13 protein-coding genes and 1 tRNA gene are annotated in these 26,608 nt (G+C 71.0%); 10 read left to right on the top strand and 4 right to left on the bottom strand.

Going from position 1 to position 26,608, the window contains the following annotated elements; all coding sequences use genetic code 11:
* The first annotated feature begins 8 nt into the window (after nucleotides 1-8).
* The 3 genes from GGR48_RS16140 to GGR48_RS16150 are packed head-to-tail and all read left to right on the top strand — an operon-like array spanning nucleotide 9 to nucleotide 13,362.
* Nucleotides 9-9,377 carry a two-partner secretion domain-containing protein gene (locus tag GGR48_RS16140; protein ID WP_183952868.1) on the top strand — a complete coding sequence of 3,123 codons (9,369 nt, stop codon included), beginning with the start codon at nucleotides 9-11 and terminating at the stop codon, nucleotides 9,375-9,377.
* On the top strand, nucleotides 9,374-12,496 hold the full coding sequence (locus tag GGR48_RS18415) for a CHAT domain-containing protein (protein WP_183952869.1): 3,123 nt from the start codon (nucleotides 9,374-9,376) through the stop codon (nucleotides 12,494-12,496). The genes GGR48_RS16140 and GGR48_RS18415 overlap by 4 nt, the downstream gene beginning before the upstream one ends.
* Nucleotides 12,493-13,362 carry a CPBP family glutamic-type intramembrane protease gene (locus GGR48_RS16150; RefSeq protein ID WP_183952870.1) on the top strand — a complete coding sequence of 290 codons (870 nt, stop codon included), beginning with the start codon at nucleotides 12,493-12,495 and terminating at the stop codon, nucleotides 13,360-13,362. Before GGR48_RS18415 ends, GGR48_RS16150 begins: the two co-directional genes overlap by 4 nt.
* Here the strand turns inward: GGR48_RS16150 and GGR48_RS17980 are convergent.
* The 3 genes from GGR48_RS17980 to GGR48_RS16170 all read right to left on the bottom strand — a co-directional run bounded on the left by GGR48_RS17980 (nucleotide 13,286) and on the right by GGR48_RS16170 (nucleotide 15,989).
* Entirely contained in the window at nucleotides 13,286-14,158 is an 873-nt protein-coding gene (locus tag GGR48_RS17980; protein WP_206362421.1) for a peptidoglycan-binding protein, read from the bottom strand. The genes GGR48_RS16150 and GGR48_RS17980 overlap by 77 nt on opposite strands.
* Before the next feature lie 14 nt (nucleotides 14,159-14,172).
* Entirely contained in the window at nucleotides 14,173-14,397 is a 225-nt protein-coding gene (locus GGR48_RS16165; RefSeq protein WP_183952871.1) for a hypothetical protein, read from the bottom strand.
* Between the two features lie 251 nt (nucleotides 14,398-14,648).
* A complete protein-coding gene (locus GGR48_RS16170; RefSeq protein ID WP_206362422.1) occupies nucleotides 14,649-15,989 on the bottom strand; it encodes a M23 family metallopeptidase in 1,341 nt (446 codons plus the stop codon).
* A gap of 178 nt (nucleotides 15,990-16,167) precedes the next feature.
* Between GGR48_RS16170 and tssK the strand changes: the two genes are divergently transcribed.
* From tssK to GGR48_RS16200, 6 genes are read left to right on the top strand one after another with little or no spacing between them, the layout of a single operon-like run.
* Nucleotides 16,168-17,472 carry a type VI secretion system baseplate subunit TssK gene (gene tssK, locus GGR48_RS16175; RefSeq protein WP_240455906.1) on the top strand — a complete coding sequence of 435 codons (1,305 nt, stop codon included), beginning with the start codon at nucleotides 16,168-16,170 and terminating at the stop codon, nucleotides 17,470-17,472.
* Nucleotides 17,469-18,836: a type VI secretion system protein TssL, long form gene (gene tssL, locus GGR48_RS16180; RefSeq protein WP_338110480.1), complete on the top strand. Its 1,368-nt coding sequence runs from the start codon at nucleotides 17,469-17,471 to the stop codon at nucleotides 18,834-18,836. The genes tssK and tssL overlap by 4 nt, the downstream gene beginning before the upstream one ends.
* Complete coding sequence (tssM, locus tag GGR48_RS16185; protein ID WP_183952875.1) at nucleotides 18,836-22,339, top strand: type VI secretion system membrane subunit TssM; 3,504 nt, start codon at nucleotides 18,836-18,838, stop codon at nucleotides 22,337-22,339. Before tssL ends, tssM begins: the two co-directional genes overlap by 1 nt.
* Nucleotides 22,321-22,782, top strand: a complete 462-nt coding sequence (gene tagF, locus GGR48_RS16190; RefSeq protein ID WP_183952876.1) for a type VI secretion system-associated protein TagF — start codon at nucleotides 22,321-22,323, stop codon at nucleotides 22,780-22,782. Before tssM ends, tagF begins: the two co-directional genes overlap by 19 nt.
* Nucleotides 22,779-23,534: a PP2C family protein-serine/threonine phosphatase gene (locus GGR48_RS16195; RefSeq protein WP_183952877.1), complete on the top strand. Its 756-nt coding sequence runs from the start codon at nucleotides 22,779-22,781 to the stop codon at nucleotides 23,532-23,534. Before tagF ends, GGR48_RS16195 begins: the two co-directional genes overlap by 4 nt.
* A complete protein-coding gene (locus GGR48_RS16200; RefSeq protein ID WP_183952878.1) occupies nucleotides 23,531-25,339 on the top strand; it encodes a serine/threonine-protein kinase in 1,809 nt (602 codons plus the stop codon). The genes GGR48_RS16195 and GGR48_RS16200 overlap by 4 nt, the downstream gene beginning before the upstream one ends.
* A gap of 9 nt (nucleotides 25,340-25,348) precedes the next feature.
* Here the strand turns inward: GGR48_RS16200 and GGR48_RS16205 are convergent.
* Nucleotides 25,349-25,425: transfer RNA gene (locus tag GGR48_RS16205), tRNA-Arg, on the bottom strand.
* Between the two features lie 81 nt (nucleotides 25,426-25,506).
* On the opposite strand from GGR48_RS16205, the gene GGR48_RS16210 reads away from it, so the two are divergent.
* The gene (locus GGR48_RS16210; protein ID WP_183952879.1) at nucleotides 25,507-26,241 is read left to right on the top strand and encodes a queuosine precursor transporter; all 735 of its coding nucleotides are present in this window, start codon (nucleotides 25,507-25,509) and stop codon (nucleotides 26,239-26,241) included.
* Nucleotides 26,242-26,608: the final 367 nt, after the last annotated feature.

The following is a 26,608-nucleotide window of genomic DNA, read 5'->3' on the forward strand; positions in this document are numbered from 1 at the left end:
AGAGTGTGATGAGCCGCCGTATCTCCTCTGTTCGCCGGCATACGCTCCGGCTGGGCGTCGGCACCGCGCTGGGCGCGCTGATCGCCGCCGGTGCGCAGGCGCAGACGACCCCGCCGCGCCTGCCGACCCCGGCCGATGTCGACTCGACCCGGTCCAGCCTGCTCGGCCCGGTCATCAGCAGCGGCAATGGCGAGTTGAACGTCGGCTTGCGGTCGCGCAGCACGGTGATCGACTGGAAGGGGTTCAATATCCCCGAAGGCCAGCGGGCGAATTTCACGAATGAATCGGTGCTGTCGGGCAATGTCGCGGTGCTCAACCGCGACATTTCGGGCAACACCTCGCAGCTGTTGGGGGCGCTGAACGCGGGCAAGGACGTCGCGGTCTGGGTCTATAATCCCAACGGCATCATGGTCGGCGCCAATGCGGCGTTCAACACCGGATCGCTGGTGCTGACCACGCTCAACCCCGACGTCAACGACTTCCTGTCGAGCGGCAACAGCTATCGCCTGCAAGGCGCGGCCAACAGCACGACCGGCATCACCGTGATGAACGGCGCGCGCATCACCGTCAGCGGCGAGCGGATGGGCCTGGTGATGGTCGCGCCGCAGATCGACGCGGCGGGCACCTTCGTCTCGGCCGGCAATACCGCCTTCGTCACCGCGACCGACGTCACGCTGCGCTACCGCGACGACAGCATCCTGTCGGTCACGCTGAACAAGGGCACCTCGGTGCCGGGGCGCAGCCAATATGTGCGCGGCAGCGTGCAGGGCACCGATGCGCTGTTCGCGCTGGCGAGCCAGGACAATGTCACCGATGCGCTGTTGCAGGTCGACGCCAGCGTCACCGCCGCATCCGGCGGCACGCGCGGCATCATCCTGTCGGCGGGCAAGTCGCCCAGCGGACTGCGCGGCATCGACATCGGCGGCACCGCGGCGGATACCGGCGGCGTGGCCAATCTAATCGCCAGCGGGCCGCTGCGCGTCGACTATGACTATCGCGGCAACGGCAATGGCGTGCAGGCGCGTGCCACCGGCACGGCGGCCTTCACCGGCGAGTTGCGCGCGCGCGGCGATGTCGACCTGGCCGCCGATGGCGTCCTGTCGGTGACGGGCGCGGTGACGGCGGGCAAGGACTATAGCCTGGCCGGTTCGGGCATCACGCTGGGCGGCGCGGATACGATCGTGCAGCAGGCGGGCGGCAGCGTTCAGGCGGTGTCGACCAATGGCGACCTGGTCGGCGGCGCAGGCCTGACGCTGCGATCGGGCGGCAGCGAGTCGATCACGCTGAGCACCGGCGGCACCAGCGCAGGGAATATCCGCTTCGCGCCCGGCAGCGTGATCGGCGCGGGCGACGACCGGCGCGGCGACCTGATCCTGCGGCGGCGCAGCGAGGGAAATGCGCTGGCGCTGGGCAATGTGACGGCGCGGTCGCTGCGCGGGGCGGTGGGCAATGGCGCAACCAGCGGGACGCTGACGACGACGACGGCGCTGACGCTGGGCGATGTCGATGTACGCCAGTCGCTCGACCTGAAGGTGGCCGGGTTGAACGCGGGCAGTCTGGCCAGCGATGGCGGTATCGCGATCGCTTCCACGGGCGCGCTGTCCGCCGCCGCGCTCAACGCACGCGGTGACGATGTCGCGCTGAGCGGTACGGGCGCGACGACGGTCACGGGGAATATCCGCACGGGTAATGTCTCGGACGTGCTCATCACCCGCGACGGTGCGGTATCGCTGAACACGATCCAGGCCGCGCGGCATATCCGCATCGGCGAGCAATCGGCCGCCGCGAGTGCGACCATCGCCGGCAATGTCTTTGCCGGTGGCGATTATGTCGTGCGTGCCGGCACCGTCGCGCTGGGCGGCAACGGCACGGTGACCCAAGCCGCCAACGGGCTGGTCGCGATCACCGGCGGCGCGGGCGGGATCACCGGCGCGTCGGGGCTGACGCTGACGTCCAATGTCGATGGCGTCGACACCAATCCGCTGACGCTGGCGATCGAGGGCACCGGCAGTGGCGCGATCGCCTTCGCTGCCGACACGTCCTTGCGCGGCGGATCGAACCGGCAGTCGAACATCTTCATCCGCTCGGCGGATGCCGGCGGTGCGGTGTCGCTGGGGCGGGTCGAGGCCAATGCCCTGCGCGGTGCGGTGGGCAGCGACGGCTTTTCCACCGGGCTGACCCGCACCGGCACGATCAGCGTCGGCGACGTGTCGCTGAACGAAGATCTGGTGCTGCGCGCGGGCACGCTGCAGGCGGGTGCGCTGCGGGCGGACGACGGGCGGATTGCGCTGACCGCCGATACGGGCGGGATCACGGCGGGCACACTTACCGCGCGCAATGCCGTGCTGGTCGATGCGGCGGGTGCGGCGGCGTTGGGCGGGGACATCGCGGCCGGCGGTGCGCTGACGATCCGCGGCGCATCGGTGGGACTGGCGGGTACGCGGGCGCAGAGCGGTGGCGCGATCGACCTGCTGGCCCGCAGCGGCGGGATCGCGACGTCGCAGCCGCTGGCGCTCGTGTCGACCAGCCGCGACTCGCGCGACTTCGTGCGGTTGCAGGCGGCCGGCGCGGACGGGATCGCCTTTGCGACCGGCAGCAGCATTGTGGCGGGCGACAATCGCGCGCTGCGCGTCGGCGTGTTCAACGGCACCGCCGATGCGCCGCTGGCGCTGGGCGATGTGACCGCGCGCTCGCTGTCCGCGCTGTCGGCCTTGAACGCGGACGCGACGCGGCTGGGCGGCGCGATCACCGCCAATGGCGATCTGCGCTTCGGCGCGCTGAACCTGGTCGACAGTTTCGCGGCGGAAAGCCTGTCGGGCAATCTGAGCGTCGGGCGGATCGCGGTGACCGGCGACGGGCAGGGGATCAGCCTGAGCGCCGCCAAAGGTACGCTGTCGGTCCAGAACGACCTGAGCGCCAGCGGCGACGTGATCCTGGCGAGCGGTGCCGGGCTGACGCTGGGCAGCGTGGAAAGCCGGGCCGGCCGGGCTTCGGTGACGAGCGGCGGCGCGGTGCAACTCGCCGCCTTGCGCGGTGCGACGGGCGTGACCGCGCAGGGCACGACGCTGGTGATCGACGCGGTGCGCGGCGGTACGGTCGCGCTGACCGCGACGACGGGCACGGCGACGCTGGGGGCGGTGACCGGCAATGGCGTGACGGTCGACAGCGCCGGCGCGATGAGCCTGACCAGCGTCGACAGCGGCGGTGCGCTGACCCTGACGGCGGGCAGCGGCGGCATCACCGCCACCCAGGCGCTGACCGCTAATGGCGGGATCGCGGTGACCGCGACCGGCGGTGCGGTTTCGGTCGCCAATGGCGTGCGCGGTGGCGGCGCGGTGTCGGTACAGGGCCAGGCGGTGACGCTGGGCGGTGCGCAGCAGGCGGGGCAGGGCTTTGTCGCCACCGCGAGCAACGGCGCGGTCGCGACCGGCGCGATCACCGCCGGGGGCGGCATCACCCTGACCGGACCGCAGGGCGTGACCGCCGATGGCGCGCTGGTCGCGCGTGGCGGCGACGTGCGCGTCGATGGCGGGGCGGCTGCGGCCACCTTGCGCGGCGCCACCGACGCCAGCGGCACGGTCGCGCTGTCGGGTGGCACGATCACCGCCGGGGGCGACCAGCGCGCGGGCGCGGGGTTCAGCGCGGCGGCGAGCGGCGGGCCGCTGACCTTGTTGGCGGTCAATGCCGCCGGCCCGGTGTCACTGACGTCGAGCGGCGACCTGAGCGCGGGCGCGATCGCGACCACGGCGGGCGACCTGTCGGTCGCATCCTCGGCCGGCACGGTCAGCCTGAACAACGGCGCGCGGGCCTCGGGCAGCATCAACATCGCCGGCCGGTCGCTGGCATTGGGCGGAACGCATAGCGCGGGGGGCGGCTATACGGCGACCGCCAGCGCTGGCGGGATCACCGGCGGCAATGGCCTGTCGATCCTGTCCGATGCGACCGGATCGGGCAGCCGTCCTTTGGCGCTGAGCGCGACGGGCGGTGCGGTGCAGCCGGGCGCGGCCCCCTTGTCGGGTGGGCGCGGCGGCAGTTCGGATGTGACGATCACCACCGATGGCGGCGGCGTGACGGTGGGTGATGTCATCGCGCGGCGGCTGGCGGTGACCGGTCCGGCGGGCAGCGCTGCGGCGATCACCACTGGCGCATTGCGTCTGTCGGGCGACCTGTCACTGGCGGCGGCGGGCGGCGTCACGACTGGTACGATCGATACCGGCACGGGCGCGGTGTCGATCGACGGCGGTGCCTCGGCGGTGTCGACCGGCGCGATCACCGCCGGCGGCGCGACGACGCTGAACGGCGGGACGCTGCGCTTCGGTCGCGTGTCGGCGGCCAGCCTGACCGCGACGGGCACCGGCGTCGTGAGCGGCGGCGATGTCGATGTGACGGGTGGCATCGCGGTGCGCGGTGGCGGCGCGCGAACGACGCTGGGCGCGCTGCGCGCGCGTGGCGGTGCGGTGTCGGTCGATGGCGGAAGTGGTGACGTCACGCTGGGGGCGATCGGCGCATCGGACGGTACGACCCTGCGCGGCGCATCGCTGAATTTCGGGGCGGTCGACGGTGGCGGCCTGGACGCGCTGACCGCCGGCGTGCTGACCGGTGGTGACATCGCGGTGACCGGGGCGGCCTCGCTGAACGGCGGCACGGTTACGCTGGGGGGCGTGAACGCCGGCAATGGCGCGACTTTGCGCGGGGCGACGCTCGCCTTCGGACCGGTGTCGGGCAAGAGTCTGGACGCGGTGGCGACGGGCGCGCTGACGGGTGGTGATGTCAACGTGAGCGGCGCGGCGTCGGTCGGCGGCGGTGCGGTGACGCTGGGCGACGTGGCGACGGGCGGTGGCGCGACCCTTCGCGGCACCACGCTGAACGTCGGTGCGGTGTCGGGGAGCGGGCTGAGCGCGACCAGCACCGGCGCGCTGACGGTCGCGCGTGTCGACGTCACCGGCGCGGCCAGCGCCAATGCGGGCAGCGGCGCGCTGTCGCTCGGCCCGGTGACGGCGGGCGGTGCGGTCACGCTGGCGGGTGGAACGGTGAATGTCGGCGCGGTCAACGCCGCCAGCCTGGACCTGACGGGCAGCGGCACCGTGACCGGCGGCGATGTCGCCGCGACCGGCGCGGTGTCGGTGCGCGGTGGCGGCGATCGCCTGACGCTGGGGCAGGTGCGCGGGAACATGGTGACCCTCGACAGCGGCGGCGGCGCGCTGTCGATCGGTGCGCTGACCAGCACGGGCGGCGCGGCGCTGTCGGGCGGATCGCTCGCCTTCGGGGATGCAAATGTCGGCAGCCTGACGGCGACCGCGAGCCAGGGCGACATCACTGGCGGCGCGATCACGGCGGTCAACGACGTCGCGGTCACCGCGCAGCGAGGCGCGGTGACCCTGGGCAGCGTCAACACGACGGCGGGGGCGGTGACGATCGCGTCGGTCGGCACCTTGCGTGCGCAGGGCGTGCAGGCCGCACGCACCGCCAGCCTGACCACCACCGCGCGCGATGCCGACATCATCGTCGCCGATGGCATCGTCTCGCAGGACAAGGTGTCCGTCGTGTCCGCCGGCAATATCCGCGCGCCGCTGATCCGCAGCCGCGCCGGCGATCTGGTCGTGCGCGCGCCCAATGGCGAGGTCAGCGGCCTGACGCCGGGCAGCGTCACCGCGCTGTCGGCGGGCCCCGGCCGCGCCTTCGAACTGGCGGTCGGCACGGCGGCGCGGCTGGGCGACATCTCGGCGGGCCAGACGACGATCAGCGCCGCCTCGATCACCGCCGGGCGGATCGACACGGGCAGCGAGGCGATTACGCTGCGCGCCACGGACGGCGACCTCACCATCGGTGGCTTGGTGACGGCGGGGACGGCGACGCTGTCCGCGACCGGCCGAACCAGCCTGGCGGCGGTCGACGTCGCGGGCAATGTCGCGCTGTCGGGCGGCACCGGTCTGTCCTTCACCGATGTCAGCGGCGGTACGGTGCAGGCGGCGTCGGGCGGCACGATCGCCGGCCGGACGATCAATGCCGGCACCGTCCTGTCGGTCGAGGGCGGGCAGGTGTCGCTGGGCGGCGCGAAGGCCGATCAGGGGCTGACCCTGAACGCCACCAATGGCGACCTGAACGTCACGGGCCCGGTCACCGCCGGCACGGCGACATTGGGGGCGACCGGGCGGGCGATCCTCGCCAATGTGACGAGCACCGGCGACGTGTCGCTGAAGGGCGGCAGCGGCCTGTCCTTCGCGGACGTCAGCGGCGGGACGGTGCAGGCGGTGTCGGGTGGCGCGATCACCGGCGGGACGGTGACCGCCGCAACCACGCTGACAGGCGAGGGCACGCAAGTGACACTGGGCTCGGCGAAGGCCGGACAGGGTGTGACGCTGAACGCCACCAATGGCGACCTGACGGTAACCGGCCCGGTCACCGCCGGCATGGCGACATTGGGGGCGACCGGGCGGACGGTGCTCGCCGATGTGGCGACCACCAGCGGCCTGTCGATCAAGGCTGGCACGAGCCTGTCCTTCGCGAATGTCAGCGGTGAGTCGGTCCAGGCATCGTCGGGCGGCGCGATCAGCGGACAGTCGATGACCGCCGCGACCACGCTGACGGCGGAAGGCGCACAGCTGTCGCTGGGCTCGGTGAAGGCCGGGCAGGGTGTGACGCTGAACGCCACCAATGGCGACCTGAACGTCACCGGTCCGGTGACCGCCGGCACGGCAACGTTGGGGGCGACCGGGCGGACGGTGCTCGCCACCGTCACGACCACGGGTGACGCGTCGCTCAACGGCGGCACGGGCCTGTCCTTTGCGGAGGTGAGCGGCGGAGCGGTACGGGCGACGTCGGGTGGCGCGATCAATGGCCAGACGGCGACCGCCGGGACGACATTGAGCGCGCAGGGTACGCAGGTATCGCTGGGCAGCGTGAAGGTCGGGCAGGGGCTGACGTTGAACGCCATCAATGGCGACCTGAACGTCACCGGTCCGGTGACCGCCGGCACGGCGACGTTGGGCGCGACCGGGCGGACGGTGCTCGCCAATGTGACGACCACGGGTGACCTGTCGCTCAAGGGTGGCACTGGCCTGTCCTTTACCGATGTCAGCGGCGGCGCGGTGCAGGCTTCGTCGGGCGGCGCGATCAGCGGGCAGACGATCACCGCCGGGACGACACTGAACGCGCAAGGTGCGCAGGTGACGCTGGCCGGTGCGACGGCGGGGCAGGGGCTGACCCTGGCCGCGACGGGTGGCGATCTGAGCGTGGGGACGCTCACCTCTGGCGGCGACTCGATCGTGTCGGCGAGCGGGCTGGCGCGCGTCAGCGGCGCGGTCGATGCGGGCGGCGCGTACCGGGTGACGGGCGCGAATGTCGCGCTGGGCGGCGGTACGGTGGCGCAGCGGGCCAAGGGCGCGGTGCGCATCACCAGCGCGGCCGGCGACATCACCGGCGCGAGTGGGCTGACGCTGGCGAGCGACGCCGATGGCGTCGGCGCGGAGTCGCTGATCCTCGATGCGGGCGGTGCGATCCAGATGGCGGGCACCCGGCTTCAGGCGCGGCTGGGCGGCGGCGCGGCGCTGGGCCTGCGCGTCGGGGCGGCACGCGCGGTGCAGCTGGGTCATGTCGAGGCCGGATCGATCGGCCGGTTCGATGGCAGCACGATCGGCAGCGTCTTCACCCATGACGCGGGCTTCACCGCCGGGGATCTGGCGGTGAACGCGCTCGCGCTGCGGCTGTCGGCGGGCGACCTGTCGCTGGGCGAGGTTCGTGCGGGCACGGTCGACCTGTCCTCCGCCGGCGCGGTCGCGACCGGCAGTATCGCCGCCAGCGGTGCCGCAGCGGTGGCGGGCAACAGCGTGACCCTGCCCGGTATCCGCGCCGGCGCGATCACGCTGCGCAGCACCGGCGCGGTCGGTGGCATCAATGGCGCACGCACCACGCTGGAGACAACCGGCGGCGACCTGACGGTCGAGGCTGGCGCGGCGAGGCTGGGCGATGTCCGCTCCGCCGGCGCGGCGACCTTGCGTGGCGAGACGGTCGATGTCGCCGGCCGGCTTCAGGCGGCGCGCGGGTTGCTGGCCGAGGCGCGTCGCGCTTTGGCCATTGGCGATGCCGGCGCGGGCGACACGATGACGCTGCGCGCGGGAGAGGCGCTGACTACCGGCGGGCTAGAGGCGGCGGGCGCGCTGAACGCGATCGGCAGCAGCGTTCAGATCGGCGGCGCACGCGCGGCCACGCTCGCGGTCACCAGCACCAATGCGCTGACCCTGGGTGACAGCAGCGCTAGCGGCGGTGCGATGCTGGAGGCGGGCGGGCTTGCGACACTGGGCGCGCTCGACGGTGGCCCAACGGTATCGGTCTCGGCGGGTGATCTCGACCTGTCGGGTGCGGTGCGCGGGACGGCCGTCATGCTGACCAACCGCGCCGCCGCGACCAGCGCGATGCGGATCGGGGACGGAACGGAGGCCAGCGGTTTCCGTCTGTCCGCCACCGAGCTGGGACGCGTCTCCGCCAATCGTCTGACGCTGAACGGTGGCAGCGGCGCGGTCGAGCTGGGCAGCGTGGCGCTCGCCCCGGCGGCGGTCGATGTCGCGACCACCGGCGACCTGCGCGTCACCGGTGCGGTGACCAGCGGCGGCACGCGCGCGCTGCGGCTCGGCGGAGACGCATCGGGCCAGGGATCGGCGAGCACGATCATGGTCGAGGCGACGAGCGATGCCGGTGGCCGCCTGCGCATGCAGGATGCCGATCTGGTGTTGCAGGGATCGCGGATCGCGGTCGGCCTGCGCCCCGGCTTCATCGACACGCTGATGGAAGGTGGCGATCCGCGCGCACAGGCGGCGGCGTTGCTGTCGACCGGCAATACCGCGCTGTACAACCCGCAACTGGGCGGCGGCTTCTACGAGCCGACCGCGACCACCACGCTGGAGGCGCGGTCGTTGACCGTGCGGTTCGGCGACTATGCGCTGTTCCAGAATACCGGCGTGCCGGGGCGGCAATCGGGCCTGGTGCTGGGGTCGCAAACGGCACCGGTCACGCCGGCGCTGCGGGTCAACGGCACGGGCGTCGCGGGCAATACCAGCGTCGCGCTGTTCGGGTCGATCAACGGGATCGAGGGGGGCGCCGCCGCGCTGCTCGGCAATCCGGTGATCGAGATCGACCCGGTGCTGCTCCCGACCACGCGCATCAATGGCTGTCTGGCGGGTACGGGCACGGGGTGCCTGACCACCATCGTCATCCAGCCGACGCTGCAGGTGTTCAACTGGAACAGCGAGGACGTGTTCGGCATCTCGCAGGATGTTGCCGTCCCCTTCGCCCCGATCGTCAGCGGCAATAACGAGGATCTCTTGACCGGCCTTCCCGCGCTCGCCCCCGAAAAGCCCGCCGACCGGGAGAATGGCCAGTGAGCCTTCGGACCAAAGCCGCCTGGCCGCTGGGATGCGGGTTCGTCGCCACGCTGATGGCGGGATGCGCCACCGTGCCGCCGCCCGCGCGGCTCGACAGCTTCAATCTGGGGAAGACCGCAAGCGGCGAGGCCTGCGTCGCCACGCGTGCCTGGGCGGACCCCGCGATCGCCGACCCGTTCGCGCGCCTCTATGCCATCACCTGCTCGACGGCGGCGGCCAGCCGACCGCTGGGAGCGATCCGCGTCGTCGCGACCAGTCCCGAGGCGCTGGCGACGCTAGACAAGCAATTCGGGTGCGGCGCGGAACAGGCGGTGACGCTGGCCGGGCGGCCGGCGACGCTGCGCCGGTGCCAGGACCGGGTGACGGGGCTGGACTCGCTGCGGCTGGATCAGGTGCGCGGCGACCGGCGCTATGTCGCGTCGGGCACGCCCGCGCTGCTTGCGCAGCTGGAAGAGGGGATCGCCATCACCTCGGGCGAGCGGGCGCCGAGCGCCGACGTGACCCGCACCCTGACCGCGACGATCGACCCAGCGGTGGTCACCGGCATCGGCGCGGCCGCCCCGGCCAGCGTCGCGGGCGTGCAGGGCGATGCGCTGAACGTCGCGGGCGTGCTGGCACAGGGTATTTCGCTCAATCACAAGGGGCTGAATGTCGAGGCGTCGCGCATCCTGAACGACGCGCTCAGCCGCCTGCCCGCCGAGACGCCGCCCGCGACCCGGGTCGAGCTGTTGCTGGAGGCGGGGCTGGCGGATTCCAACATCCTGTTCCCCGAAACGGCGGCGGCGCATTTCGCCGAGGCGGATACGCTGCTGACCAATGTGCCGGCCGCGCGCAACGCGTTCCTGATGCGCAAGCGCGACACCTATCACGCGCTCGACGCGCTCAACCGCCGCGCCTTTCGCGAGGCGCTGACCGAGATCGACCGCAGCGGACAGGGGGCGACCCCCTCGACGGCGGCGCAGCCGCTCACCGATCCCGAAACGCTGCGTCAGCTCAACCAGCCGCGCACGGCGGGCGCGGCGGCGCTGGCGGTGGCCGACGCCTCCAACCTGGCGGCGCGTGTGCTCGACGTGCAGCGCGATTATACCCGCAGCGTCGCCTTGCTGGCGCTGGGGGACGAGGCGGGGGCGACGTCCGCACTCGACGCGGCGGCCTTGGCCTATCGCCCGCTGTCGAACCAGCGGCTCGATCAGTCGCGGCTGTTGTGGCTGGGCGCGCGGATCGCGCGGCAGCGCGGGCGGCTGGAGGCGCGTGCCGGGCGCTATGGCCGCGCGCTCGACAGCTATAACGACGCGGTCGACCAGTTGCGGCGCGGCTCGATCGCCAATGGCGGCACCGGGGCCGAGCCGGCGATCGCCGAGGCCGAGCTGGAACGCGCGGCGGTCTATGCGCGCACCGGCGCCAATCGCGATTCGGTGCGCAACACCTTTGCCGAAGCGGTCGACGCGCTGATCGCCTCCGGCTCCACCTCGTTCGGCAATTCGATCGGGATGGAGGATTATCTCGACCTGCTGGTGGGCGAGGCGGCGCAGCCGCGCGCCGATACCTATGATCGCTTCTTCCGCGCGGTGCAGGCCAATGGCGAACCGGCGGTCGCGCGCCAGCTGACCCAGCTGCGCGCGGTGGTCGCTGCCGATCCCAAGCTGGGCGTGGTGATCCGCGAGCGCGCCGATCTGGAGCGTGAGATCACCCGTCTGCGCTATGCGCTGGCCGACAAGCGCGAGGATGCGGCGGCATCGGGCACCGATCTGGTGCGCGCGCGCGACGCGGCCGAGGCGCGGCTGCTTCAGATCGATGCGCAGCTCGCCGCCGACCCGCGCTATCGTCAGGTGGACGAGGCGCCCGCGACACTCGCCGAATTGCGCGGCGCGCTGCGCCCCGGCGAAGTCTATGTGAAGCTGACCGAGCTCAATCGGCGCATCTATGGCCTGGTGGTGACGGCGGATCGCACGATGATCTACCATGTCGCCAATTCGAACGAGGCGAAGGCGGCGGTCGACCAGCTCGGCGATCAGCTCCGCGCGTCGATCGACGGCGGCCTGCGCCAGGGACAGCTGGTGCCGTTCGACGAGGCGCGCGGCTATACGCTCTACCGGCTGGTCAGCGGCCCCGCGGCGGGGCTGATCGCCGCGGCGCCCTCGATCGTCGTCGATCCGGCGGGGCCGCTCGCGCGCCTGCCCTTGGGCACGTTGGTCACGCGCTACGACGCACAGGCGCCCAAGGGGACCGATCCCTTCGATTTCTCGCGCACCGCCTTCCTGGCGCGTAGCGCCGCGATTTCGACCGCTTTGTCGCCGCGCTCCTTCCTGGTCGCGCGCGCATTGCCGCCGTCGCGTGCCCGGCGGCCCTTCCTGGGCATGGGCGACCACCGGCCGCCGCCAACGCCGGCACCGGGTGTCGCCGCGCGGCCGGTCGAAGTGGGCTATGGCTGCGCGGTCGATTTCGGCCGGCTGGCCAACCTGTCGCGTAGCCTGAAGCCGATCAGTCCGCGCGAACTGGGCATCGCCGCCGGCGCGCTGGGCGACGGGCGTGGCACGATGATCACCGGCGCAGCGTTCAGCGATACGGCGGTCAAGGCGCGTACCGATCTCGACCAATATGAGGTGCTGCACTTCGCCACGCACGGGCTGGAGGAAGGCATGTGGGGCTGCGCCAAGTCGCCGCCCGCGCTGGTCACCTCCTTTGGCGATGTGGGGTCGGACGGGTTGCTCAGCTTCTCGGAGATCGCCGATTTCCGGCTTGATGCGAACCTCGTCGTCCTGTCCGCCTGCGACACGGCGGCGGGCGTGCAGGACGAGGCGGTGGCGCGCTCGGCCGGCCAGGAAGAGGCGGGCGCGACGCTCGACGGGCTGGTCCGTGCCTTCCTGACCGCCAATGCGCGCGCGGTGCTTGCGACCTATTGGCAGGTGTCGGCCGAGGCGGAGAGCGATGCGTTCATCCGCGCCTTTTACGAACGCGGTCGTACCGGCACGATGGGCGAGGCGTTGCAGGCGGCGCAGCGCACGTTGATGACTCAGAGCGCCTATTCGCATCCCTTCTACTGGGCACCCTATTTCCTGGTCGGCGACAGCAGCAAGACGATGCTCTCCCCGCCGCCCGCGCAGGTGGCGCAGCGGTGACGCGCGCGGCCGCCGGCGTGGCGGCGGTGGCCGGGCTGGCGATCGTCGCGGCCTGGCTGCGGGTCGCGCCCGACTGGGTCGGCGGGCTGGTGGCGAGCATGGGGCCGGCAGCGGGCGAGGCGCTGTTCAACCTGCTGATCTTCACGCCGATGCTGGTGCTGGGGATCATCGGGGCGTGGCTGGGCGGCGGTGCGATATGGCCACGCGGTGGCAAGGGGCGATCGGTGCGCACCGGGCTGCTCTGCGGCGGCGGCGGGCTGGCGCTCGCCATCGCTTATGCGGCCACCGCCGGCGTGCTGCACCCGGGACAAAGCGGCGGCATCGGTGCGGTCTGGCTGTTGGGGATCGTCACCATCGCCGTGCAGGTCATCGCCGAGGAGGCGGTGTTCCGCGGCTGGCTGCAACCGGTGGCGCAGCGTTGGCTGGGTGCCTGGGTCGCGGTGCCGCTGGTCGCCCTGATCTTCGCCGGCCTCCATATCTGGGTGCAGGGCGGTCACCTGATCGCGCTGGGCAACATGGCGCTGGGCGGATTGCTGTTCGGCCTGCTCGCCTGGCGGGAGCGCGGCATATCGGGTGCGGTGGCGGCGCATCTGACGTGGAATGCCGGCGAGCAACTGGTACTGGGGCTGGACCCCAATCCGGGGATCGGCGGCTTCGGCGCGATCCTCGACCTGGAACTGGCCGGTGCCCCGCTTTGGAGCGGCGGCGAGGCCGGACTGAACGCCAGCCTCGCCATGAGCTTCGCGCTGGTCACCGTATTGCTCGCGCTGTCGGCGGCGATGCGGGGGCTCAGTGGCCGTTCGCCGACCAGTGCGGCGGGTCCGATGCCAGTTTCAGCACACCGTAGCTCGCGCCGACCGGGTTGAGTGCCGCCACCGAGCCGACCCGCACCGACTTGCCCGATCCGTCGGCGACGGTAATCGTTCCTGAAAAGCTGATCGTCATGTCGATCGCGGTGCCGGCGATATGATTGGACGTGAGCGAGGGTTTGAAGACGATATGGAACAGCCGCACCATCTCGGCGGCGGCGGCGCGTGACTTGGTCAGATCGCCATGATCCCATTGGATGTCGCAGCCGTCGATTGCTGACACGTCGGTTGGGGCTATCTGACCCTTCGCCACCCGCCAGCTATAATGCATCAGATGCGCGCGGATGCGATTGCGGCGTGTCGCGCTGACCCGCACATTAGCACCGGCGGCCCGAAGTGCGGCGATGAAGCGCTTGGCCTTTTCGCGGAAAGGGGATTCCAGATCGTCGACCGACTGGCTGTTGGGATAGCGCGCTTGATTGGCGTGCCACCAGGCTGCCCCGCTCAGATTGCCCTGCGCGTTCGCCGCCCGCGTGGCACCGGGTGAGGTGGATGCAACCGGCGGCTGACGACCGCTGACCGGTGCGGCCCGACGCCGGGGCGCGGCCGCGCCGCCGGTATCGCCGCCGGATAGCGCCGTCCAGGTCCGCCCCTTGGGATCGACTCGGCCATCGGGGCGGGACATGCGCAATCTGCTTTGTTGGAAGGATCGGATCGCGGCAATGGTCTTGGGACCGGCCAGGCCATCGACCTTCAATTGCGACATGCCGCTCGCTTTCAGGCGTTGCTGTACGGCTTTGACATCGCGGTGATTATTGACCCCGGATTCACCAACCGACTGCATGATCGACATGGTGGCTCTCCCGCTTACTCGATCCCTTCATCATAGTTCGACAGCACCGCCATGACGGCGGGCTGGTCGGCATAGCGCTTCTTCAGCGCGGCCAGCGCCGCATCGGTGCCGGTGCACGTGCGGGCGAGCGCCTTTTCCAGGAAGTCGGCACGCGCCTCATCGGCGGGTTCCTCGCCCCGGAAGTGATCGCATTCGTCCCGCTTGGCGCGGAAGGAGACGACATCGGCGGGTAGGGCCACGGTGGTCGGCTTGGCATCCGGAGTTGCGCTCGGGCTTGGGCCGGATGTCGGGATCACGGGCGGCGCGGGGGCTGGTGCCTCGGCGGGGACCGCCTGACTGGTATTGGCTTCGGCGCTGGGAGGCGAACCGCAACTGATCAAGGCAAAGGCGCTGAAACAGATAGAGAATGTGGCGACGCGCATGACGACTCCATGGATTGTCCAATCCTTCGATCAGCTTAGTCGGGCATGATCAGCGACCGCAACCCCGCTCACACGCCCTCCGCCGCGCGTCGCGCATCGATCGTGTCGCGGATTTTGCGGAACGGCGCGAGCATGGCGCCGGTCAGGGTCCGTGTCTGGCCGGTATCGATCGACAGCGGATCGACCGGCGCGCCCGCGATATGAACTTCGTAGTGGAGATGCGGTCCGGTCGAGCGGCCGGTGGTGCCGACCTCGCCGATCTGCTGCCCCTGTGCGACATGGCCGCCGACGCTGATCCCCGGCATGATGCGGTTCATGTGGAGATATAGGGTCTCCCTGCCATTGTCGTGGCGCAGCTTCACGAAATTGCCATTGGGGCCCTTGGGGCCGGCGAAGACCACGGTCGCATCGCCCGCCGCGAAGATCGGCGTGCCGGTGGGGGCGGCGAAATCGGTGCCCCGGTGCAGCTTGGCGAAGCCCAATATCGGGTGGTTGCGCATGCCGAAGCCGCTGCTGATCCGCGCCGCCTCGACCGGCGTGCGCATCAGCGCGCGGCGGCTGCTCTTACCGGCGCTGTCGAACCATTCCGCCACGCCATCGCCGGTCCCGGCGAAGCGATAGAGCGCGCGCGACTTGGCGTTGGTGGTCAGCGCGGCATAGACCAGCTCGGGCTGGCCGACCCGCTCGCCACCCGGCGTCATGCGCTGTTCGAACCCCGCCTCGAACACATCGCCGGGCTGCACCTCGCGTTGCATGTCGAAGTCGTAGCGAAAGGCGTTGGCGAACTCGTCGACCAGAACGTCGGCGACCCCGGCGGCCACCGCCGAGCTGTAGAAGCTCTCGCCATCCAGCTCGCCGCGCACGAACATCATCTGGCGGGTCAGCTTGGCCGACAGGCTGGTCGCCTGGAGCGCGCCTTGGCCTTTGCGGGCGATCTCGATCCCCGACCCGTCGGCGCGGGTGATCTCGGCATGGCGAAGCTGGCGGCCCGAGGTGTCGGCCATCACCGCCAGCCGTATCTCCCCCGGATCGCGACCCAGCCGCGCGATCACCATCCGCCCCGCCTCGTTCGCGTCCGCCGGTACGATGCCCAGCACCGACAGGCTGGAACCGACATCGGCGGCACTGGCGAGGTTCAGGATGCGCTGCTCGGTTGAGGCCAGCGCAGGGGCGGTGCGTGTCGCCGGCGCGCCGGCGGGGGCCGCCCATTGGGTCGGCGTGCGCGCCAGATAGGCGGTAGCGAATCCCGCTACCGCGACCGCCGCGCTCGCCAGCCATAAAGGTCTCGCGGATCGTGACGACTGTCTTGGCGGGGGAGGGGGCGGCGAGGGCGACTTGGCGGCCGGTCCCGGCACCGGGCCGAGCCAGGATCGGGGATCATAGGAAAGCTCATCCGGCCGACCATCCATTGCCCGCATCTGCCCCTTATCTTTTCACTGCCGGAACAAACGGTCGACCAAAACTATTGTGCCATTGTAACGGCATCAATAACCTTTGCGGTCGATCGGCCGCGCCGGTGGCCGGGTGAAATAGGGTGTTGGGGGACGCGGTTTGGCTGGCAAGAACAGGGTCGCCTGGCATGAGGGGATGTTCCTGCGGCCCCAGCATTTCCAGGTGCAGGACCGGTTCTTCGAGGGGCAGCTGGGTGCCCGGGTCGACACCGTGCGGCCCTGGCCCTGGGGCCTGACCTCGCTGACGCTCGACGAGGACCTGGCCAGCCTCGGCAAGTTCGCGATCCAGCAGGCCACCGGCGTATTGCCCGACGGGACGCCCTTTTCGATCCCCGACGATCTGCCCCCGCCCGAGCCGCTCGACGTCCCCGGCGACGCGCGCGACGCGCTCGTTTCGCTGACCCTGCCCGCCAGCCAGCATGGCGCGGTGCAGTTCGGCGATGTCGAGCAGCGTTCGGTCGAGGCGCGCTTCCTGGTCGAGGATGTCGAGATCGTCGACAGCTATTCGGATGACCGGACCAGCGAGCCGGTCGGGATGGGCCGCCCCAATCTGCGCTATGGCGTGACCCGCGACCAGCTGTACGGTCGCGTGACGCTGGGCCTCGCGCGGGTGCGCGAGGTGCAGAACAAGCGGTTGATGTTCGACGACCGCTATATCCCGCCGACGCTCGACATCGATGCCGCGACGCGCCTGAGCGGTGGCCTGTCCGACATTATTGGCCGCGCCGGCCAGCGCGCCGAGGAACTGGCACTGCGCGCGGTCGAGGCGACCGACGGCGGCACCGACACCTTCGCCGGCTTCCTGCTGCTCCAGGCGCTCAACCGCTGGCTGCCGGTGCTGGAGCATCTGCAATTCCTGCCCATGGTCCACCCGGAGCGACTGTACGAGACGCTGATCTCGATGGCGGGCGAGCTGGCGACGCTGATCCGCCCCGAGCGCAAAGCGCCGCCGCTGCCGCGCTACGACCACGAAAATCCGCAGACCTGTTTCGAGCCGGTCTTCGACCTGTTGCAATCCATGTTGTCGGCGGTGTTCGAACGCTCGGCGGTGCAGCTGCCGCTCGATGAGGCGGGGCCGGGGGCCTATGTTTCGCGGATCACCGATCACGGGCTGTACAAGACCGGCTATTTCTATCTGGCGGTGTCCGCCGCCTCGCCGGTTGAGGAAATCCGCGCGCTCTTCGCCTCGGTCGCCAAGATCGGGTCGGTGCAGAAGATGCGCCAGATCGTCGATTCCGCGCTGCCCGGCGTGCCGCTGCGCCACACGCCGACCCCGCCGCCGCAACTGCGCGTGCTGCCAGGCTTCGTCTATTTCGAGCTGGATCGCGGCGTGCCCGACTGGCGCGATTTCGAACAGGCGAGCGCACTGGGTCTGCACGTCGCGGGCGACTGGCCGCAGCTGCGCCTTGAACTCTGGTGCGTGAAACGGAGCGGACGGTGAGCGAGGACGACGGCGACAAGACCATCTTTCGACCGTCGCCGCTCCAGGGCCTGAAGCGGCCGGGCACCGCCGGATCGCATCCCGGCGGCTATGGCGCGCCGCCGCCCTTGTCCGCCAGCGGTGCGCCGCCGATGGGGGCGGGGCTGGCACCGTCGCGGCTGGCGGATGACGATGTGCCGCATCCCGCGACGCCGCCCGCGATCCGCAACATCATGCTGGCCGAGGCGGAGCCGGTGCTGGCGCTGCTCGCCGCCGTGCGTGCCGGCCGCGTCCGCCTGCCCATGCCCGAGCTGCACCGGCGCTGTTCGGCGGCGATCGCCAGGTTCGAACGCGCGATCCAGCCGCATTATTCCGAGGAAAAGCGCCAGCGCGCGCGCTACGCGGTGTGTGCGACCGCCGATGACGTCGCACAGAATCTGGCGGGGGTCGGCACCGATGGCGCGGAATGGGCGCGCCGCTCGATGGTCGTGCAGTTCTTCCACGAGAATATCGGCGGCGACCGCTTCTGGCAGCTGGTCGACGACATGCTGCGCGTGCCGCACGACAATCTCGACCTGATCGAACTGTTCCATGCCTGCCTCGCCGCCGGCTTCGAGGGGCGGTTCCGCGTCATGCCCGATGGGCAGCGGCGACTGCATGAGATCATGGCGCGGTTGCAGAGCGCGCTGCCGCATGTCCGCTCGCTGTCGCCGGTCGAGCTGGTCCCGCACTGGCGCGGCGAGACGGTGCCGATGCGCCGCATGGGGTGGAGCGTGCTGGCGCTGGCGGGCGCGGGCGCGCTCGCGCTGCTGCTGCTCGTCTATATCGTGCTGCGGCTGATGCTGGGGTCGAGCGGTGAGGAGCCGTTCAACCGGCTGAGCGCGCTGTCGCCCGATGCCCGGCTGACCCTGTCGCGCCCCGCCGCCGCCATGCCGGCGACCGACAGCGCGCAGGCCAGCCGGTTGAAGCGCTTCCTGGAACCCGAAATTCGGGAGGGGCTGGTGACCGTCGAGGAGGATGCCCAGACCGTACGCGTCCGCACCACGGTCGGGCAGCTCTTCGAATCCGGCTCGGACGAACTGGAGACGGGGCGCGAGGCGCTGTTCCATCGCATCGGTCGCGCGATCGAGGCGGAGAAGGGCGGCGTGCTGGTCGAGGGACATGCGGACAACGACCGCGTCCACACCGTGCGCTTCCCCGACAATATGGCGCTGTCAGAGGCGCGGGCGGAGACGGTGGGCAAGATCCTGCGCGCCGATCTGTCCGATCCGGCGCGGGTGACGACCAAGGGACTGGGGGAAACGGTGCCGATCGCTTCCAATGACACCGCGGCGGGCAAGTCGCGCAACCGGCGGGTCGAGATCATCGTGCCGCGGCGCTACTGATGAAACGCTTCTTCACCAACTGGTATGCGGTGACGATCACCGCCGCGCTGATCCTGGCGGCGCTGCTCGTCTTCGGGCTGCCGCTGTTCGTGCCCTTCTTCCGCCCGTGGAGCGTGCGGATCGCCGGGGTGGTCGTCATCCTGCTCGGCTGGGGGCTGTGGTGGTGGCTGCGGCGGCGCAAGGCGCGCAAGGCGGCCGAGGCGATCGCCGCCGAACTCGCCGGTCCCAACGCCGCCGAGGAGGAGGGCAAGGAACTCGGCCGCCGCATGAGCGAGGCGGTCGCCAAGTTGCGCGAGGCGGGCGGAGGGCGGCGCGACTATCTCTACACGCGTCCCTGGTATGTCATCATCGGCCCGCCCGGCGCGGGCAAGACGACCGCCTTGCTCCATTCCGGCTTGCGCTTTCCCTTCGTCGAACAGGCGGTGCAGGGGGTGGGCGGCACCCGCAATCTAGACTTCTGGTTCGCCGATGAGGCGGTGCTGGTCGACACCGCCGGCCGCTACACGACGCAGGATTCGGATGCGACCGTCGACTCGGCGGGGTGGGGGGCGTTCCTCACCCTGCTGAAACGCCATCGCCCGACCCAGCCGGTCAACGGCGTGCTGGTCGCGATCGGTATCGACACGCTGGTCGGCAGCGACTGCGCCGCGATCGACGCGCATGCCCGCGCGGTACGCCGGCGGCTGGCCGAATTGCGCCGCACGCTGGAGACGGCGGTGCCCGTCTATCTGCTGCTGACCAAGGCCGATCTGCTGGCGGGTTTCACCGAATATTTTGACGATCTGGATGTCGAGGGGCGGCGCGCGGTGTTCGGCGCGACCTTGCCCTATGCCGATGGCAAGCCGACCGCGCCCGCACTGGCGCAGGCGTTCGACGTGGCGGCGCAGGCGGTGGCGGATCGCCAGGCACGCCGCTTGTTCGAAGAGGTCGACCAGCGCCGGCGCGGCATGATGCTGGGCTTCCCGGCGCAGCTGCGGTCGCTGCGCTCGCGGCTGATGCGCTTTGCCGAGGGTGCGTTCGTCGCCGGTGACGAACCGATCGGCCAGCTCCGCGGCTTCTATTTGACCAGCGGCGTCCAGGACGGCGCACCGCTCGACCGCATCCTGGCCTCGATGGCCGAGGTTTATGAACAGCCCGGCAACAGCGGCGTCACCGGGCGCGGGCGCGCCTATTTCCTCAACCGCCTGCTGACCGAGGTCGCGTTCCCCGAGGCCGGGCTGGTCGCCACCGATGCCAAGGCCAAGGCGCGGCAGCGCGGGCGGGTGATCGCGGCGCTGATCGGTATCGGCGTCGCGACCGCGCTGGTGCTGGCGGGCTGGGGCGTCAGCTATGCGCGCAATCGTAGCTTCCAGTCGGCGCTGACGACCCAGACCGCCAAGGCCGAGGCGCAGCTGCGCGAGGCCGGGATCGACCTGACCCAGGTGCGCGGCGACGATGCCGATCTGCGCGCCGCGCTGCCCGCGCTGGACACGCTGCGCAACCTGCCGCGCGGCTATGCCGAGCGCCGCGCGGGCGGGCCGCCGCTGATGATGACGCTGGGCCTGTATCAGGGCAGCCTCAGCCGCCAGGCGGAGGAAAGCTATCGCGAGGCGCTGCGCCGGATCATGCTGCCCCGTCTGCTCCTGCGGCTGGAACAGGTGTTGCGTGGCGAGGCGGGCGATCCGTCGCGGCTGTACGAACCGCTCAAAGTCTATCTGATGCTGGGCCAGCAGGGGCCGATGGATGCCGGCGCTGTCAAGGCGTGGGTGACCAATGACTGGGCGACCGCACTCTATCCCGGGGCCGACAGCCAGGCGGAGCGCGCAGCGCTGACGCGGCATCTGGATGCGCTGCTGGAGGACCGCGACATGGCCTCGGTCTGGCCGGGGCGCAAGCCGCCGCTTGACGGTGCGCTGGTCGCGGGGGCGCGTGCGGCGGTACAGACGCTCAGCCTCGCCGACCGCGCCTATGCGATCATGAAGCAGAAGGCGGCGTCGGCCGGACCGTCCTGGGCGGCGGCCAATGTCCTGTCGCAGGGCGATGTGCTGGCCTTTTCGGACCCTGAAAAGGTGGCCGAGTATCGCATTCCCTATTTCTTCACCCGCGCCGGTTATGAGAAGGCTTATCTGCCGGGCCTCGCCACGGTGCAGCAGGATTTGAAGCGCGACCTGTGGGTGCTGGGCGGTGCGGGCGAGGCGGGCGTCGGGGCCGAGCTGTCCAATGTCCGCCCCGGCGTCGCGGGGCTCTATGCCAAGGAGTATATCGCCGCCTGGGAAGGCATGGTCGCGGCGATGGCGCCGGGGGCCTATTTCCAGAATCCGGCCGCGTTCGGCGCGCTGACCAAAAGCCCTTCGCCGCTCAAGCGCGTGCTGCTGGAACTCCGCAAGAACACCATCTTCTCCGGCGGGGTGCAGGCCGGGCTGGCACGGGTCGGTCGCTACGGCCTCAACCGCTCGCGCTATGGCCGTTTCGCCGAGGATATGGGCCGCGACCGCGCGCAAGGGATCGATGCCGGGGACGAGATCAGCGGCTATTTCGCCAATCTGCACGAATATGTCGGCGATGGCAGCCGTCCGGCTCCGGTCGACGAGTTCGTCGGCGCGATCAAGTCGGCGGGCCAAGCGGTGATGGCGGCGCAGTCGGTGGGCGGCGGCGGCGGCGCGGATGCGACCCAGGCGCAAATGGCCGCCGCGCTGGCACAGGTTCGCGCCTCGGCGGCGTCGGCACCGCCGCAGCTCCAGTCCTTCGTGACTCAGGCGGCCAAGGGCGGATCGGCGGCGCAGGTGAGTGCGGCGAGCGGTGCGGTCGGCGATGCCTATGCGCAGACGGTGCTGCCCGCCTGTCGGGAGGTTGCCCAGGAGCGCTACCCTTTTTTCGCGGCGGCCAAGGCGGATGCCCCCATGGCTGAGGTGCTGCGCGTCTTCGGCATGAACGGGGTGATCGATGGCTTCGTGCGTCAGCGGTTGATGCCGATGATCGACACCAGCGGCCCCGTCTGGCGCTGGCGGCGCGACGATCCGGTGGCCGGCGCGCTGAACCCCGCCACGCCCGAGACGCTGAAGCGCGCGGGCGACATTCGCGATCTGCTGGCGGGTGGCCTGCCGGTCAAGGTGTCGGTGGCAAGCTTCGGCAGCGGCGTCGACACGGTCGAGGTGGCGAGCGGCGGCACTCGCTATCGCTTCACCCCCACCAGCAACCAGCCGCGCCCGCTGCTGTGGTCGGCGACCGGGGGCCTGCCCGAGGCGTCGGTGGCGCTGTATCGCAGCGCTGGCGCAGGGGCGCCCAAGGCGGCGGATGGCGATGCCCCGCCGGGGACCGAAATCCTGCGCCGCGCGACCGAGGGACCCTGGGCGCTGTTCCGCCTGATGGACCAGGCCGACAAGCGCAATGCCGGGCCGCAGACGATTCAGGCGGCGTTCGGCACCGGTCCGGAGCGCAGCGTGCTGACCATCGTCCTGCCGGGCACGACCAATCCGTTCAGTCGGGGCGGGCTATGGTCCTTCCGATGCCCGGCGACATTATGACCGCGCTGCTGTTCGGCAAGCTGCCCGCGCATGGCGACTTCGTGGCGCGCGGGGTGGGTCAGGCGCAGCGACAGGCGCTCGATGTGTGGCTGTCGGCATCGCAGGCGGCGGCGGTCGCGGCCTATCCCGACTTTGCCGACCGCTTCGACCGCGCGCTGCCCTGGCGGGCCGAGGGCGTGGGGGTGGCGGGGGCGATCACCCCGTCGCAGGATGCGGTCGGCCGTCGCTTTCCGCTGCTGCTGCTGGTCGCCGGCGACGGCGATGCGGGGGCGCATTGCGAGGAGTTGCTGTTCCGCGCGATCGGCGAGGGCTGGGACGCCGATCGGCTCGCCGCCGAGGCGGGGGCGGCGCCCGATGGGCCGGTCGCTGGCTGGACGGGGCCGGATGATGCGCGACTGGCGGGCGAGCGTCCGGCCGACCTGCTGACGGCGATGCTGGCATGAGCATCGGCTGGCGGATCGAGGCGGTCGCCACCTCGCATCCCGGCCTGCGCCGCCGGGTGAACGAGGACCGCTATTGCGAGCGGCCCGAGATCGGGCTGTGGGCGGTGGCGGACGGGATGGGCGGTCATGCGCATGGCGACTGGGCGGCCAATGCGGTGACGCAGGCGCTCGACAGCCTGACGCTGCCGGCGGACTTCCACGCCGCGACCCAGGCCGTGGCGGATGCGATCCACTCGGCCAATCGCCGCATCTTCAGCGAGGCGCAGCGGCGCACCCAGCAAATGGGGTCGACCGTGGTCGCGCTGCTGGCGCGCGACGGATGTTTCGCGGTGCTGTGGGTCGGCGACAGCCGCGCCTATCTGCTGCGCGACGGCACGCTCCATCCGCTCAGCCGCGATCACAGCCAGGTGCAGGAGCTGGTCGATCGCGGCCTGATCCGCGAGGACGAGGCGCGGCATCACCCGCGCGGCCATGTGCTGGCGCGCGCCATCGGGGTCGATGCGCGGTTGCAGGTCGATGTCGTGACCGACGAACTGGCGCCGGGCGATCTGTTCCTGCTGTGTAGCGACGGGCTGACCGGGGTGCTCGACGATGCCGCGCTGGCCGAGGTCATGGCGGCCAGCGATCGCGCCGCCGCGCTCGACACGCTGATCCGCCGCACGCTGGACGGCGGCGCGCCCGACAATGTCACCGCGATCCTGGTCGGCGTGCGTGAGGCGACGCGGCTCGATCCGGCCGGGGCACGCGCATGATGACCGACGAGCCCGAGGACGACCGCACCGTCTTTTCGGCGGGCGAGCCGGCGGATGGCGAGCGCACCGTGTTCGACCGCGCCGCCGCGCGCGGCACCGGCGTGGCGATCCAGGAAGGCGATGTCCTGAACCACATGTTCGCGGTGCGCCGTTTCCTGGCGCGCGGCGGCATGGGCGAGGTGTTCGAGGGCGCGAACCTCGTTACCGACGAGCGCGTCGCGATCAAGGTCATGCTGCCCGCACTGGCCAACGACCCCAATGTCGTCACGCTGTTCCGGCGCGAGGCGCAGACGCTGACCCGGCTGCATCACGAGGCGGTGGTGCAGTATCGCGTGCTGGCGCAGGAGCCCGAGCTGGGCGTCCTCTACATCGTCACCGAATATATCGACGGCACCAGCCTGTCGGAGATGCTGGGGCGGTTGCGGCCGGACGTGACGCAACTGGGCGTGCTGCTCCGCCGGCTCGCCTCGGGGCTGGCGGCGGCGCATCGGCTGGGGGCGGTGCACCGTGACGTGTCGCCCGACAATGTCCTGCTGCCCGGTGGCGCGCTGGAGGCGGCCAAGCTGATCGACTTCGGTATCGCCAAGGATCTCGACGCCGGGACCGCGACGGTGGTGGGTGACGGCTTTGCCGGCAAGCTGGGCTATGTCGCGCCCGAGCAGCTCGGCGATTTCAATCGATCGCTGGGGCCATGGACCGATGTCTATAGCCTCGGCCTCGTCATCCTGGCGCTGGCGCGCGGCGGCGATCTGGGGCTGGGCGGCACGTTGGTCGATGCTGTCGACAAGCGCCGCGCCGGGCTGGACGTCGGCGCGGTGCCGCCGCCGCTTCGCGCCGTGGTCGAGCGGATGGTGCGCGCCGACCCGGCCGAGCGCTTCCAGTCGATGGATGAAGTCATCGCCGCGCTCGCCGCCGCCGAGGTGCCGGGCGTCAGCCGCGCGCCCTGGACCCGATGGTGGCCGGGCATGGCGGCGGCGGCCGTGCTGGCGCTCGGTGCGGTGGGCTGGTTCGCGACCCAGGACGGCGGGGACAAAAGCGCTCCGGGTCAGTCCGCCATCGCGCAGGCCGACCCCGTCGACCGTGCGCGCGGCGCGGTGGATGCGACCTTGCCCTCGGTCGGCTGCACCTGGCTGCGCATCGTGTCGGTCGAGCCGGGGACGAAGGGACCGCGCGTTGTCCTAACCGGCGTCGCGGGCAATCCGGCGGTGGCGCAGCAGGAAATCCGCCACAGCCTGGATGCGCAAAAGATCGCCAGCAGCGACATCGACTTCGCACAGGTTTCGCCGATCACCCAATCAGGTTGCGCCGCGCTCGACGTCTATCGCCAGATCCGCGCGACCGGCAACAGCCGCCTGTCGGTGCCGCAGCGCGCCTTCGCGATGCGGATGCAGCTGCCGGGCAAGGCCTATGCGGGGCGGATGGCGGCCAATGCGGTGATCGACATCGCGATCGGCGACCCCGCGCTCGACTTCGCGCTGGTCGGGCTGGAGCCGTCGGGCAAGATCGACATGCTGATCCCCGACCGCGCCGCCTTCCGCCAGGCGCTGGCCCAGTCGCGCGAGGGCGTGCCGATCAGCGACCTGGGCGGCGACCGCTATCGCCTCCAGATCGATCTCGACCATATCGGCTGGTCGGGCCTGTTGTTGTTGACGGGCAAGGGACCGTTCCCCGCCGAGGTCGTCGCGCCCCCCTTCGGCCAGCGTGGCGCCGACTGGCGCGACCGGCTGACCAGCCTGGCGGTCGAGCGCGGCTGGACCACCGACATGATCTGGTTCCGATCGACGGCTGCCGAGGCGGGGCAATAGGGGAAAGTGTGGCGCGCCCGGAGGGATTCGAACCCCCGACCGAGGAGGTAGAAGCTCCTTGCTCTATCCAACTGAGCTACGGACGCGCGGATGGCGGCGTCCTAGCGCGGTTTGCAGCCCAAGGGAATGGCGATAAACGAACCCGTTGAGGTCAGAGGGGAACGGGCATGAGCGCAGAACGAATCGTCGCGGCGCGCGATATGGAGCGGGGCGCGTTCCGCTGGTTCGACTTCGTCATGGCGGCGTTCGTGACCATCCTGCTCCTCTCCAACGTCATCGGCGCGGGCAAGGTGGCGGTCATCGATCTGCCGCTCGTCGGGCAGTGGCCGTTCGGGGCGGGCATCCTGTTCTTTCCGCTCAGCTATGTCATCGGTGACGTGCTGACCGAGGTCTATGGCTATGCCCGCGCCCGGCGCGTGATCTGGGCGGGAACGGCGGCGGTGCTGTTCATGGCGTTCATGAGCTATGTCGTGGTGGCGCTCCCGCCCGCACCGACCTGGACCAACCAGGCGGCCTATGAGGTGATCTTCGGCCAGGTGCCGCGCATCGTGCTGGCCAGCGTCTGCGCCTTTTGGGCGGGCGAGTTCGCCAATGCCTATGTCATGGCGCGGATGAAGGTGTGGACGGGCGGACGTCACCTTTGGTCGCGCACGATCGGTTCGACGCTGGTGGGGCAGGGGGTCGACAGCCTGATCTTCTATCCGCTGGCCTTTTGGGGCGCGGTGGGGTGGACGCCGCATCTGGTGATCGTCGTGCTGTTCACGCAATGGGCGCTGAAGGTGGGCTGGGAGGTCTTGTTGACGCCGGTGACCTATCTGATCGTCGGCTGGCTGAAGCGGGCCGAGGGGGTTGATGTGTTCGATGAGGGGACAGACTTTTCGCCGTTCCGGGCGCGGGTTTGAGTTCACGCGAAGCCGCGATGGCGCGAAGGGTTTGAGATTGAATTCGCGCGGAGGGGCCGAAAAGAGGTCAGGTTCGCGCAGAGGCGCAGAGGACGCAGAGGTGTCCTATCCAGCGGCAGCCGACCCATGTTTGCCCCTGGCGAGGTATAGACCGTGATGACATTGCATTGAATCAACGCGAGCCCCTCCCCTTCAGGGGAGGGGTTGGGGTGGGGCATCGCCGCAAACGCCCGGCCCGGGGAGGCGGGGGGGGGGGGGGGGGGGGGGGCCCGGGGCGGGGGGCGGGGGGGGGGGGGGGGGGGGGGGGGTGGGGGGGGGGGGGGGGGGGGGGGCGGGGCGTTTGGGGGGGTTTTTGTGCTGGGCGCCG

The sequence above is a fragment of the Sphingomonas pseudosanguinis genome (assembly GCF_014196255.1).
GTDB classification, from domain to species: domain Bacteria; phylum Pseudomonadota; class Alphaproteobacteria; order Sphingomonadales; family Sphingomonadaceae; genus Sphingomonas; species Sphingomonas pseudosanguinis.